The organism is Syntrophaceae bacterium, assembly GCA_013177795.1.
In the GTDB taxonomy this organism is placed as follows: Bacteria; Desulfobacterota; Syntrophia; order Syntrophales; family UBA2192; genus UBA2192.
The window spans coordinates 718,248-730,784 of the sequence record JABLXY010000002.1 but is presented as its reverse complement, the minus strand read 5'-3'; the positions used below and the strand labels follow the sequence as shown (position 1 = coordinate 730,784).

The 12,537-nt window shown below is 65.1% G+C and carries 15 protein-coding genes; 7 read left to right on the top strand and 8 right to left on the bottom strand.

Annotated features, from left to right (window positions below):
* Window positions 1-67: 67 nt before the first annotated feature.
* Entirely contained in the window at window positions 68-271 is a 204-nt protein-coding gene (locus HPY67_08430) for a cytoplasmic protein (protein NPV04743.1), read from the top strand.
* A gap of 83 nt (window positions 272-354) precedes the next feature.
* The gene (locus tag HPY67_08425; protein NPV04742.1) at window positions 355-600 is read left to right on the top strand and encodes a hypothetical protein; all 246 of its coding nucleotides are present in this window, start codon (window positions 355-357) and stop codon (window positions 598-600) included.
* A 179-nt stretch (window positions 601-779) separates the two neighbouring features.
* Here the strand turns inward: HPY67_08425 and HPY67_08420 are convergent, their stop codons facing one another.
* The 4 genes from HPY67_08420 to HPY67_08405 form a co-directional block, all read right to left on the bottom strand.
* Complete coding sequence (locus HPY67_08420) at window positions 780-1,550, bottom strand: 3-oxoacid CoA-transferase (GenBank protein NPV04741.1); 771 nt, start codon at window positions 1,548-1,550, stop codon at window positions 780-782.
* A gap of 19 nt (window positions 1,551-1,569) precedes the next feature.
* A complete protein-coding gene (locus HPY67_08415) occupies window positions 1,570-2,541 on the bottom strand; it encodes a CoA transferase subunit A (GenBank protein ID NPV04740.1) in 972 nt (323 codons plus the stop codon).
* 235 nt (window positions 2,542-2,776) lie between these two features.
* The gene (locus HPY67_08410; protein ID NPV04739.1) at window positions 2,777-3,250 is read right to left on the bottom strand and encodes an HNH nuclease family protein; all 474 of its coding nucleotides are present in this window, start codon (window positions 3,248-3,250) and stop codon (window positions 2,777-2,779) included.
* Between the two features lie 233 nt (window positions 3,251-3,483).
* Window positions 3,484-4,929, bottom strand: a complete 1,446-nt coding sequence (locus tag HPY67_08405; GenBank protein NPV04738.1) for an HD domain-containing protein — start codon at window positions 4,927-4,929, stop codon at window positions 3,484-3,486.
* A 215-nt stretch (window positions 4,930-5,144) separates the two neighbouring features.
* Here HPY67_08405 and HPY67_08400 point away from each other — a divergent pair, with 215 nt between their 5' ends.
* The 5 genes from HPY67_08400 (at window position 5,145) to HPY67_08380 (ending at window position 10,315) form a co-directional block, all read left to right on the top strand.
* Window positions 5,145-6,824: a hydantoinase/oxoprolinase family protein gene (locus HPY67_08400; GenBank protein ID NPV04737.1), complete on the top strand. Its 1,680-nt coding sequence runs from the start codon at window positions 5,145-5,147 to the stop codon at window positions 6,822-6,824.
* The gene (locus HPY67_08395; GenBank protein NPV04736.1) at window positions 6,821-8,134 is read left to right on the top strand and encodes a histone deacetylase; all 1,314 of its coding nucleotides are present in this window, start codon (window positions 6,821-6,823) and stop codon (window positions 8,132-8,134) included. Before HPY67_08400 ends, HPY67_08395 begins: the two co-directional genes overlap by 4 nt.
* A gap of 261 nt (window positions 8,135-8,395) precedes the next feature.
* Window positions 8,396-8,722 carry a 4-carboxymuconolactone decarboxylase gene (locus HPY67_08390; protein ID NPV04735.1) on the top strand — a complete coding sequence of 109 codons (327 nt, stop codon included), beginning with the start codon at window positions 8,396-8,398 and terminating at the stop codon, window positions 8,720-8,722.
* Between the two features lie 315 nt (window positions 8,723-9,037).
* Complete coding sequence (locus HPY67_08385) at window positions 9,038-9,439, top strand: DUF2177 family protein (protein NPV04734.1); 402 nt, start codon at window positions 9,038-9,040, stop codon at window positions 9,437-9,439.
* 120 nt (window positions 9,440-9,559) lie between these two features.
* On the top strand, window positions 9,560-10,315 hold the full coding sequence (locus HPY67_08380) for a DUF1295 domain-containing protein (GenBank protein NPV04733.1): 756 nt from the start codon (window positions 9,560-9,562) through the stop codon (window positions 10,313-10,315).
* Between the two features lie 37 nt (window positions 10,316-10,352).
* Here the strand turns inward: HPY67_08380 and HPY67_08375 are convergent, their stop codons facing one another.
* From HPY67_08375 to HPY67_08360, 4 genes are all read right to left on the bottom strand, one after another.
* Window positions 10,353-10,781 carry a putative toxin-antitoxin system toxin component, PIN family gene (locus tag HPY67_08375; GenBank protein NPV04732.1) on the bottom strand — a complete coding sequence of 143 codons (429 nt, stop codon included), beginning with the start codon at window positions 10,779-10,781 and terminating at the stop codon, window positions 10,353-10,355.
* Window positions 10,751-10,996 (bottom strand): AbrB/MazE/SpoVT family DNA-binding domain-containing protein, encoded by a 246-nt coding sequence (locus tag HPY67_08370; GenBank protein ID NPV04731.1) that lies wholly within the window; start codon window positions 10,994-10,996, stop codon window positions 10,751-10,753. Before HPY67_08370 ends, HPY67_08375 begins: the two co-directional genes overlap by 31 nt.
* A 228-nt stretch (window positions 10,997-11,224) precedes the next feature.
* Entirely contained in the window at window positions 11,225-11,866 is a 642-nt protein-coding gene (locus tag HPY67_08365; protein ID NPV04730.1) for a hypothetical protein, read from the bottom strand.
* Between the two features lie 50 nt (window positions 11,867-11,916).
* Window positions 11,917-12,498 carry a hypothetical protein gene (locus HPY67_08360; protein NPV04729.1) on the bottom strand — a complete coding sequence of 194 codons (582 nt, stop codon included), beginning with the start codon at window positions 12,496-12,498 and terminating at the stop codon, window positions 11,917-11,919.
* Window positions 12,499-12,537 lie beyond the last annotated feature (39 nt).

The window sequence follows — 12,537 nt, the reverse complement described above, 5'->3', positions numbered from 1 at the left end:
CTTCAACCCAACCCTCCTCTCCCCCGGCGGGAGAGGATTGAGGCAAGGGAGGGGAAATGTGCGAGCCATGATGAAACGAGAATCGTACAGGGACTTCGACGCCACGGAACTCTACTGCCCCCGGTGCAGGCGCGCCGTGCGGGTGCGCAAGCGCCTCCTGCTCGTTCTGCCTCAGGGCGAGAAGTACGACTACTCCTGCTCCTTCTGCGGCACCTCGGTGGGCGACAAGCTCGTCACCAGCAGGGACAACGCCCGCATCATCCTGAAGTGATGCGGGGAAGGGTGTCCGAAAAAATGCTTGCCGGAACATGCCGGGAACGCTAGAATCGCCGAACCCCAACAGGAGGAGAGATCATGAAACGTGCTGCAGTCCTGACGGCGCTGATATTCGGCCTGACCCTCGTGCTGGCCTGCGGGGGCAGCGAGGCCCCCAAACCCGCCGCGAAGAAAGGGGACAAGACGGAGTCCGACTGGTCCGCCGCCTCGCAAGTGAAGGAAATCGAGGAGATGGGAAAGGCCGGTCAGAAGCCCGCCCCGACCCCCGAAAAGGGCGTGTCCGCGCCGGCCCCGGTTCCCGCCCCGGCGGCGCCCAAGAAATAGGAAAAACCGCTTTGGGTATCATCCGAAGCTCGACCCGTCGGGGTGAAGCACGGCCGCGCCGTCCTTCACCCTTTTCTTTTCCGGCACCGGGATGCGCCGCCTGATCACCGAGGATCAAAAAAGGGGCCGTGGCACTGAGGTGCCATGGCCCCTTCCGATGAGAACGCTTACCGCCGGCGCTATCTTCCTATAACGTAGCGGTAAGGATCAATCTGGTCACGCAGGATGCTGAGCTCCTGCTTCGTGGGCGGCTTGTTCTCGACGATTTTCTTCGCCTTCAGAAGCTCGAAGCCGCAGTTGTCCTGGACGTCCTTCTCCGAGTAGCCCGGGTTGATCGCGATGATCCGCATGCGCTTGCTCTCGGGCTCGAAGTCCATGACGGCCATGTTCGTGATGATCTTGTAGGGGCCCGCCCCGAGGGGAAGACCGCTCTTGGCCCGGGAGTCGCCGCCCTGGAGCCATCCCGGCGTCGTGATGTAGCTGACCTTCTCGACGAAGCGCTTGGGGTCCTGGGGCGTCATGACCATCATCCGCCAGCAGAAGGAGGCGAAGTCGTTGGCGCCGCCGCTGCCCGGGAAGCGGACCTTGGGCTTCTGGTGGTCCGGCCCGATGCGGGTCGAGTTGAGGTTGCCGTACATGTCGATCTGGGCCCCGCCGAGGAAGGTGTAGTCCAGCATGCCGCGGCAGGCCGTCTCCATGATCTCGCACATGCCGCTGGCCATGACGGCCTTCCAGGTGGTCCGGGAATCGCCGACGGAAATCGGCATCTCGGGGATCAGGGGGGCCGCGCCGCCCGCCTCGAACAGGATCACGAGGTTCGGGGAGTGGGCCTTCTGCGCGAGCATCGCCGCCGCGCAGGGGGCGCCGGTGCCCACGCCGACGCACGCGCCGTCTTCCAGTTCCCGTGCGGCGGTGCAGATCATCAGTTCCATCGTATTATAGTCAGCCATACGCTCGTTGCCCTCCTTTCTAGTCTCTCGCCTTCGAGAACATGAATTCCTTCTCCCGGAGCTTCAGGAGCTTGTGCATCCCGCCGTTCCGCTCGATGTAGTCGAAGTGGTCCTTGCAGCTGTAGATGTTCTTGTCGAGGAACTTCTTGAACTCCTCGGGGTTCTCCTCCACCTTGAGCCACTCCCTGAGGTGTTCCTCGTCGGAGAAGTACTCACCGTACATGTTGCCCGGGTAGCTGCCGTAGGGCACTTCGCAGACGGCATCGACGCACCAGTAGGGGATCGACGTGAAGCTGGGGTCCCTGCGGATCTCGTCGTTCTGGATCAGCCTTTCGCAGGTGATGATGAGATGCTTGGAGGCGCGGGCCACGTCGAGGTCGGAAACGGTGATGCCGCGGATGCGGCAGTTGCCGTAAATGTCCGCCTCGTGGACGTGAATGGCCGACACGTCGGGCCAGATGGCGGGCATGGCCGCGTACTTGGTCCCCGTGAAGGGGCACTGGATGATCTTCGCACCGCTGTAGTGGAAGGTGTCGGTGCCCATGATGTTGCGGGAGGGGTAGAAGGAGACGCCTGCGGCGGCGGCCTTGAACCGTACCGACAGGGAGTAGTTCGTCCACTCCGAGACCTTCACCTTCCCGCTTTCCATGTACCGGCGGGCATTGGGGGAAAGACCGCGGGCCTCGAGGCCGACGATGTAGGCCACGTCGAGCTTGTCGAACACCTCGCCCGCGCAGAGAATCTGGAAATCGTGGGTCGACGTGTGGCCGGCAAAGCCCATGTTCTTGCGGCCCTGCCTGACAATCTCGTGGCAGACCGCCGTGGGGATCCTGTTCGCGCCGAAACCGCCGATGCAGAGGTAATCGCCGTCATGAACGTACTTCTCGACCGCCTCCTTGACGGACATCACCTTGGGCTTCAGAGCGCGGCTCTTCTTCCTGAAAAACTCCCTTGCCTTGTCGGCATCCGGATCTGTAAAGATCGCGCCAATTCCCTGTGCTAAGACTTCCACTGAAATCTACCTCCTCTCTTTGTATTGAAACCCCTTGCGCCCTGTCGAAACGACTCGGGGGACTGCATCGAATCGGGATGCAGGGTGAAGGGGTCTGGCAACTGGCCTGCAACACGCCTTGAAAACCGGGCCGGTCTATATCACACGGATTCCTGAAAATCAAGGGATTTCAAAGCACTTTGCCCCGGCGGGATAAGTGTTCGACGGCCTTCAGCTATTTGCGTTTTTTTCCCTTCTCCTCGAGGGCCTTCTGCAGTTTCGCCCCCAGGCCCGAGAGACCGGCACCCGCGTCCCCCGGTGCGCCGCTCGAGTGGACGAGGTGCTTTTCCCGCTCCCCGCGGCCGCCGTAGTAGTCACCGAGAAGCCCGCGGCTGTGGACGTCATCGTGGCAGTACACGCAGAGGTTCTCCCAGTTGCTGCCGTCGGGGGGGTTGTTGTGGTGGTTTCCGTCCCTGTGATGGACCGTGAGCAGGTGACGGTTCGAGGCGTCGAACTCGCGGGCGCAGCGCGCGCAGATGAGGCCGTGGATGGCGAGCGAGCGCTCCCGGTAGTCCTCGCCGGGCGGGCGCTGCATGCCTTCCTTCATCTCCCGGACGACCTCTTCGACGGGCCGCTCGCCCGCCGGCCTGGGAACCGAGACGGTCGTGCGGACACGGTTCCCTTTCTTGCCGAATGACATCTTGGCCATGGTCTTCTCTCCCGGTGATCACATCCATGACCCCGACCGGAATTCTTCCCGCAAACAGACGGTTTCCGACCGCTCTACCGCTCGCTCCACTGCAGACGCAAAAACTCGCCCTTCGGGCTCAAACAGTTTGCGCTGCAGACGTTCCGCTTCGCGAAGAGCGGTTACCGGAAACGCGCCTGACTTTGCGGTCCAGAATCCCGCTCGAGGATCAACTGACATTCGAAAACGTGCAGTTACTGCTTGTCCTCCTTCAGCAGTACCGCCGCATACTCCAGGGCGCTTTCCCGGTCGTGAAGGCGCCCCTCCAGCCTCGCGTCCTCGACCTCGCGCAGGATGTCGCCGATCAGGGGCCCCTCGCGCAGGCCGAAGCGCTCCACCAGGTCCCGCCCGGTAACCAGCGGAGGCTCCCTGAAGCGCGGCTGCAGCTCCGTCTCGAAGACACGGAGCATCCCCGCCACGGCCTCCCGAATGCCGCGGAGCCTCCCGGGGGTCATCTTCGGGCCGACGGTTGCCCGCGTGTCGGCCGCAAACAGCATGAACAGGGCCCGGTAATCTTCGCCGTATTTCCTGAAAAAGTGCAAGACCGCCTTTTTCGTCCGCGCGGGCTGGGCCGTCAGGTGCACAAGGTGCATGTGGCTCGACACGAGAAGGCACAGGTAATCCCGCTCGGTCCTCGCAAGCCGCAGCCTCTGCGCCACGGCATCGGCCACGGTCCCGCCGGCCGCGGCATGGCCGTAGAAGTGCGTCTCGCCCCCTGCGCCGCGGCTCGCCTTCTGCGGCTTGCCGGCATCGTGCAGGAGGGCCGCCAGCTTCAAAAGAGCCCCCCGGCTGCGGCCCCGGACGAACCCGCCGGACAGGTAACCCGGGAAATCGGCCCCGGCATCGCCGAACTCCTCCCGGGGATTAGACATCACGGCCTCGAGTTCCCTGAGGCTGAGCATCGAATGGGACCACACGTCGAGGGCGTGGTAGCCGTTCTGCTCGACGCCCTTCATAGCCTCCGTTTCTGGAAAGACCACGCCGAGGAGGCCCACCCGGTCCATCGCCTCGATGAAGGGATGGCAGGGAGTGACCTCGAGGATGCGAAAGATCTCGTCTCGGACCCGCTCGCCCGCAACCCCGGCAAGGAGCGGCGCGTCATTCCGGATTCCCGCCAGGGTCGCCGCGTGGATGGTGAACCCCCGTTCGGCCGAGAGGCGGAAGGCCCGCAGGAGCCTCAGCGGATCCCTGCGGAAGGCCTCGCCGGAGACGGCCCGGATCACCCCGTCCCGGAGGTCCGACTGCCCCCCCAGCGGGTCGACGAGCCTCGAGAGATCCCCCGCCAGAAACGCGTCGAGGGGAAGGGCCATGGCCGTCACCGTGAAATCCCGCAGCGCGAGGTCCTCCTCGATGGAGGCGCCGCGCCGCACGGTGAAATCGAAGATCAGGGTGTCCTCCCCCGACGGGATTGCGACCCGCTCCGTCGTGCGGTCCGGATCGCCTTCCCGGAAGGCGATCCTAGTGCCCCCCGTCTGCCCGGCGAAACGGGAGGCAAGGCCGGCCGACCCGGGCGGGACGACGATGTCCACGTCGGCGACCGGAGTGCCCAGGAGGCAATCCAGCACGGCCCCGCCGGCCACGTGGAGGTCGGGTGCAAGGTCGAAAAGCGTCTGGAGGAAGGGCCGGTACCGCGAGAGCATGAACCCTTACGATTGCGTGTCGTTCGGCACCTTATATCGCAGAACGGACCCGTTGAAAAGGCGAAGGATGATTTGACGGGGTCACCCGGCATATGCTATGGGTTGGCAAAAGGCGCAAGGCAGAAGGCTAAGGGCACAAGGCCTTTGGCCTTTCCTTTTTTTATGTTCTTTCGCCTTGAGCCCGAAGCCATTCGCCCTGGGCCAAAGGAGATTCCATGATTCTCGGCATAGACGTCGGGGGCACCCACACGGACGCCGTCCTTCTCGACAACTTCCAGGTCAAGAAGAAAACCAAGGTCCCCACGAACCAGCGGCATCTCGTCTCGTCGCTCATCGGCGTGATGGACGATATCCTGCGCGACGAGGACCTCTCCGCGCTCGAGCGCGTCGTCTTCAGCACCACCCTCTCCACCAACGCCATCGTGCAGGGGAAGACCGACCGCGTCGGCATGATCGTCGCGAGCGGGCCGGGCCTCGCCCCGGAAGACCTGCGGATCAGCGAGGACATGCGCTTCGTCTCCGGCTACGTGAGCAACCGGGGCATCGAGGTCGCCCCGATCAAGAAAGGCGAGGTCGAGGAGGCGGCAGCGGGCCTGAAGGCATCGGGCATCGCGCACCTCGGCGTCGTGTGCAAGTTCAGCACGCGAAACCCCGCGCACGAAAACCAGATCGGCGAGCTGGTCCGGAGCGGCTTCCGTCACGTCTCCCTCGGCCACCGCATGTCGGGCAATCTCAATTTCCGCCGCCGCATCGCCACGACCTACCTGAACGCCTCGGTCCACGACCTCTACAGCCGATTCGTGGACGAGATCCTCGAGTTCGCGGCGCGCGCAGGCATCAAGGCCCCCCTGTACATCCTCAAGGCCGACGGCGGGACCTTCGAGATCCGCCGGTCCGCCGAGCAGCCTGTGCAGACGATTCTCTCGGGACCGGCGGCAAGTGTCATGGGCATCCTGAGCCTCGCGGACTGCGCCGGCGCCGACGCCGTCGCCGTCGACATGGGCGGCACGACGACGGACATCGCCCTGCTGGCCGACGGGGTGCCCCTGCTCGAACCGCTGGGCGTGACCATCGAGGGGCACCGGACGCTCATCCGCGGCCTCAAGACGCGGTCCCTCGGTCTCGGCGGCGACAGCCGGGTCCGCGTGGACGACGGCCGGCTGGTCATCGGGCCCCGGCGCGAGGGGCCCGCGGCGGCCTTCGGCGGCCCCTGGCCCACCCCGACGGACGCGATGATCGTCCTCGGGCTCACGCGGATCGGCGATGCGGCCAAGGCACAGACGGCCGTGGCGGAAATCGCCGGCAAGCTGAACCTTCCCGTGGCCGAGGCGGCCCGGGCGATCTTCGAGAAGACCTGCCGGGACATTGCCTCGGCGGTGGACGCCATGGTCGAGGAGGTCAACAACAAGCCCGTCTACACGATCCACGAGCTGCTGGAGGGGAAAACGCTCCGGCCGAAGCGGCTCTTCATCGTGGGCGGGCCCGCGGGCGCCGTGGCGTCAAGGCTGGGGGAACTGCTGGGCTGCGAGGCCGTGATCCCGCGCGACGCCGAGGTGGCCAACGCCTATGGGGCGGCCCTGGCGCGGACGACGGCGGAGATCACGCTGCTGGCCGAGACGGAGCGCGGCAGCCTCACCATCGCCGAGGAGGGGCTCGAGGTGAAGATCCCGGCCCACTTCACCCGCAGGGACATCCTCCGGATCGGCATGGAGAGGCTCCGGGAGCGGGCCCGCAGGCTCGGCGCCGTCGAGCCGGACATCGAGACGGAGATCGTCGAGGACCAGGAGTTCAACATGGTGCGGGGCTTCTACGCGACCGGCAAGAACATCCGCCTCAAGGCCCAGGTCAAGCCGGGCCTCATCGCGGGGTTCGGGAAGGGGGGGCCGAGATCATGACGCAACGCAGGAAAACGGGGCTCGTCTTCTTTCCCGCCTTCGACTGGGCCATCTCGCCCACGCACCCCGAGCGGGAGGAGCGCCTGCTCTACACGCAGGACCAGGTCTTCGAGGAAGGGCTGCTGGACTTCGAGAACATCGTGGAGTACAAGCCGGGCCTCGCCACGATCGAGGACATCAACCGCATCCACATCTGCGTCCCCGACGCGAGGAGCGTCATCACCGAGAGCCACCTCATCTCGGCGGGCGGCGCGATCACGGCGGCCGAAAAGGTGCTCGAGGGCGCCGTGGACAACGCCTTCGCCCTCGTGCGGCCCCCGGGGCACCACGCCATGCGCGTCGTGCACGGCGCCCGCGGCTTCTGCAACATCAACATCGAGGCCGTGATGATCGAGCACATCCGCCGCAAGTACGGCCACCGGCGCGTGGCCGTCATCGACACGGACTGCCACCACGGCGACGGCACCCAGGACATCTACTGGCACGACCCCGACACGCTCTGCATCTCGATCCACCAGGACGGCAGGACCCTCTACCCCGGCTCGGGCTTCCCCGACGAGTTCGGCGGGCCCAACGCCCTGGGGACGACGATCAACATCCCCCTGCCGCCGGAGACCTCCGACGAGGGCTTCCTCCACGTGCTGGAGGAGGTGATCCTGCCCATCGTGCAGGAGTTCAAGCCCGATCTCGTCATCAACTCGGCAGGCCAGGACAACCACTACACGGACCCCATCACGAACATGCGCTTCTCCGCGCAGGGATACGCCAGGCTCAACGAGCGGCTCAAGCCCGACATCGCCGTCCTCGAGGGCGGCTACTCCATCGAGGGCGCCCTGCCCTACGTCAACGTGGGCATCATCCTGGCCATGGCGGGGCTCGACTACAGCCACGTCCGCGAGCCGGACTACGACCCCGGCGCCCTCCGCCAGTCCGACGAGATCACCCGGTACATCCGGGAGATGTCGAAGGACGTCCTCGAGCTCTGGAAGAGGCGCCACACCTTCAAGGCCGAGATCGTCAAGGGCGCCAGGTACGCCCGCCGCAACCGCAACATCTACTACGACACCGACGGCATCCGGGAGCAGCAGGAGGAGACCGTGCGGATCTGCAACGACTGCGGGGGGTTCATCGCCGTCAACTCCATGGCGAGCACCGGCAACCGCGTCTACGCCGTCATCATCCCGAGCCGCAGCTGCGATCTGTGCCGCCTCGAGGGCGAGAGGCACTTCCACGGCGTCGACAAGGCCAAGCAGGGCGTGCACTACCTCGTGCTGCAGGACCGGGATCGGGACGTGTACGTCGTCAAATGACCGGACGGAATGGAGCATGGGAATACTGGGATCATGGAATGACGGGGGATACGGGAATGCTCCCTGTCCACAACCCCGTATCCCATCATTCCATCGCTCCATGATTCAGGCTTGACACCCTGCGCCGGTTCCATTAATAACGGCGCAGCGAAAGAGCCGAGGCGAACCGAAGAATCCAAAGGAGGAGGTAGGATCGTGAGCGACGACATCAACAAGAGGACACAGGAAACAGCAGCGAAACTCTTCGGGAAGGGCATCAAGATGGACCCGCCCTACCTGATGTGGCGCCAGTTCGACAAGGAGCTGGCCAACGACCTCTCCCGGCACATCACCGGCAACCTCTACTCCCGCACCGTGCTGACCCTGCAGGAGCGGCAGTATGCAGCCGTGGCCATGCTGGCGGCCCTGCGCGCCACGGAGGAGTTCAAGCTCCACGTCAACGCGGCCCTCAACGTGGGCTGCGACCCCCGGAAGATCGCCGAGATCATCTTCCAGCTCTCGACCTACGCCGGCATGCCCGCCGTGAACGACGCCCTGCACGTCTACCGCGAGGTGCTGAAGGAGCGCGGCGAGTGGCCCTTGAAATGACGCGAAGCAACCCTAATCGTCCTCTCCCCCGGAGGGAGAGGATAAGCGGTGAGGGGGAAGAATCCACTTTCTGATGCAGCAGGCAGCAATTGCAAAAAAAGGGGCGGCCGCGATGGCCGCCCTTTTTTTGCGGCCGGCGGGCCGCGTTCCGGTCAGGCCGTCAAGAATCCCTTGACAATGCGGCCGGGCACCCTTAGTGGATAGAAGAGATTTCACACAACCGATGACGCGGCCCGCCGGGCCGGAGCGCGATGTCCGCGGCAGCAGCGGTTGAAACATCGGGGACCCCCCTCCCCGGATCCCCGGAGGTGCCCCATGGACCTGGTCTACCTGTACCTGCTGACCGTGCCCGTGTTCTTCGCCATCGACATGGTCTGGCTGGGCTTCGCGGCCCGGGCATTCTACCGCAGCCGCCTGGGCCCGCTGCTGAGGCCGAGCGTCAACTGGCCTGCCGCGATCCTGTTCTACCTGCTCTACATCCTCGGGATCCTGATCTTCGCGACCCTGCCGGCCCTGGAGAGCGGCTCACTGGCCGGGGCGGCACTCCTCGGGGGTCTCTTCGGGTTCTTCGCCTATGCCACCTACGACCTCACGAACCTGGCGACGCTGCGGGACTGGCCGGTCTCCGTCGTCGTGGTGGACATTCTCTGGGGCATCGTCCTGACGGCAAGCGTCTCGGCCGCGAGCTTTCTGATCGGCCGGTGGCTGATGCCCTGAGGGCGGATGACCGATTGACCGCGGCAGCCCGGCAGGCCGGCCCGCCGAGGACGCAAGCGAGGTGATTCGATGGCGCTGTGGAACACCCTTTCCGCCGCCGCGGCAATCCTCTTCGTGTACATGACGGCCCTGTTCCTGCTCGCCCTCGGGCGCCGGGACAACAGCATCGCCGACGTGGCCTGGGGCCCGGGGTTCATCCTTGCGGCCTGGGCCACGTTTCTTCTGTACGGGTCCTTCTCCGCCCGGCAGTGGGTCGCCAACCTGCTGGTGCTGTGCTGGGGGCTGCGGCTCGCCGTCCGGATCTACCTGCGCAACCGGGGCAAGGGCGAGGACGAGAGGTACCGGAAGTGGCGGGAGGAGTGGGGGTCGTCCTTCGTCGTGCGGAGCTACCTGCAGGTCTTCCTGCTGCAGGGCGCCATCCTCCTGCTCAACGTCACCCCGGTGCTGTTCATCAACACCTTCGCGGCGGGACCCCTGGGTTGGCTGGATGTGCTGGGCGTGGCGATCTGGCTGGCGGGGTTTTCCTTCGAGTCCCTCGCGGACCTTCAGCTGGACCGGTTCGTGAAGGATCCGGCCAACCGGGGGAAGATCATGGACAGGGGCCTCTGGCGCTACTCGAGGCACCCCAACTACTTCGGCGAGGTCACGATGTGGTGGGGCCTCTATCTCGTGGCCCTGTCGGTGCCCTGGGGATGGGCCTCCGTCATCGGGCCGCTGACCATCACGTACATCATCCTCTTCGTCTCCGGCGTCCCCATGACGGAGCGGTTCATGGAGAAGAACCCCGCCTTCGCGGACTACAAGCGCCGCACGAGCGCCTTTGTCCCCTGGTTTCCCCGGAAAGGCGCAGAGCAGCGTGGCCGTTCGGAACCCTAAAGAGGAAGCCGTGCCCTTTGCATGCCGGCGTGCATGATCACGGCAAGAACCTCTCGAGAAGCTGTTTCGGCGTGATGACCCTCACGCTGCCGTGCCGCTTGATTGCAAGGATGTGACGGTCTCCACTCACCAGAAATTCACACCTGCCGGCCAGGGCGCAAGAGAAGAACTTGTCGTCCTCTGGGTCCGCGCTTAGGCCGGTTTGTGCTTCCCTTGGTTCGACGACCTCGAAATAAGGCAGAACCTCTTTCTCGACAATCGCCCGGATGTCTTCGTCGGTCATTTTGAAACGGGGGTAGCGGAGCACCCTTCCGAACTCCTCGAAGGTCTCTCTCGACAGGACGGGGATGATCGCCCCCGCTTTCCAGAGGTCCACGATTGCCGCGAGCCGGCCCCCGAGAATCAGCGCCGAGACGAGGACATTCGTATCGAGAACTACTCTCGTGCCTTTTTGCCCCTTGCCCATGACACCGCCCTTCGGACATCCTCCTCCGTGATTCCCAGCGCCTTCATTTTCCTCCGCACCGTCTCGAGCGTTCCATCGGCGGGCTCGAGCCGAACGGGGGTCAGGACGATCCTGCGCTTCTCCACGACGGCGTCGAAGTACTCGATGCCCGGGAATTCCCTCACGATGTCCTTCGGCAGCGTCAGCTGGTTCTTGGCGGTTTTCTTGGTCAGCATGATTTCTTACCTCACGGAAGTAATGATTCCTTACTTCCTTACAAATGTCAAGGCGAGAGAGGAATCAGGCGCCGGGGTCCGGGGACGTCGATGTGCGGGTTCCCGTCCCCAACACCGCCCCGGCCTGCTTCACGGCGTCGACGATCCGCCTGGGCGAGGCGCCGGATTTCGTCTCCGGAAACCGTGGATACGGTGCAGGGGCGGTCACGGCGGACCGGACGCTGCGGCTCATTTGCTTGTCCGTGTCCGGTACTCCTCGATGGGGATGACCCGGTCGGCCGCCTCGTCGTAGACGGACACCTTCCCGCTGTACGCATCGATGATCAGGGTCATGACGCGCACCGTGTGGGTGTCGTGCCGCTCGCCGACATAGACCTCGTAGAAGGCGCCGGGTTTGCCCGGCTCGGCCTCCGGGTTCGGGTATGCCGTGATCATCGAGAAGGGGGCGGCCTTCGTCCCCTGCATGCGCTTGATCATGCCCTGCAACTCGGGCAGGGCCCAGACGATCTCGTCGGCTTCATCGTCACTGATCTGCCGCGGGAGATCCTTCTTCGCCGGGGCCGCGCAGGGGCCCAGCACGCGCAGGGAGGCCGACTCGGCGTAGAACAGGTCCCCGGGCAGGAGATGGCCCGCCACGGCAATCCTCTTGCCCTCGTGGGCGGTGAGGTCAAGCATCTCGCCCTTCGGCGTGCGCGGCTTGATGCGATACTTCCCCTCGCTGACATGGGTGCCGAAGTCCGTCTTCTCCGACATCAGCACGCCCCCCGTGACGCATCCCGTGATGGTCACCCTCACCGGGGCCGACGCATCGAGTCCGACCGCCCAGAGCAGCGCGAGACCCAATGCGGAACCGACGACGAGACGTTTCATGACCACGCCCCTCCTTCTGTGTTCACGCGAAGCGATGAAACCGCTTCCGCTCATTTCTTGTCCGTGCAGCGGATGTACGTAAAACCGACGCAATAGGACGCATCGCAGATCTTTCCGTCGCCCACGACGTACGTCGGCCGATGGGCGGCCGTCTTCCACTCCGCCGCCCCGGCATACCCGTTTTTCCGGCAGAACCGGTCGGCGGCGGCCTTGTCGCACTCGGCGCCGTATCTCCAGCACCGGTCGACGCGATGATTCTTGTATGCGGGGTTGTGATAGACGGGGCCGGTCTTGCCCGGCAGCAGGGTCTCCGGCTCCTTGGAGTCACAGGGACCGAGGACCCACAGGGTGGCGGGCGCCGCGTGGAACCGGTCGCCCGGCGACAGGTGGCCGCTGAGGGTGACCCGCTTTCCCTCGTAAGCGGCCAGATCAAGCGGGGACCCGTCCGGGCCGAGGGCCCGGATGCGGTGCTTCCCCTCGCCGACGTGGGTGCCGAAATCGGTTCTCTCCGACACCAGCACGCCCCCGGTCACGCACCCGCGGATGGTCACGCTCACCGGTGCCGAGGCTCCCAGGGGGGCCGTCGAAAGCAGCCATGAAACGAAGGCAAGCAGGGCGATCCACCTTCTCATCGTGTCACCTCCCGGATCGTCATTGCAATATTGCCGTGC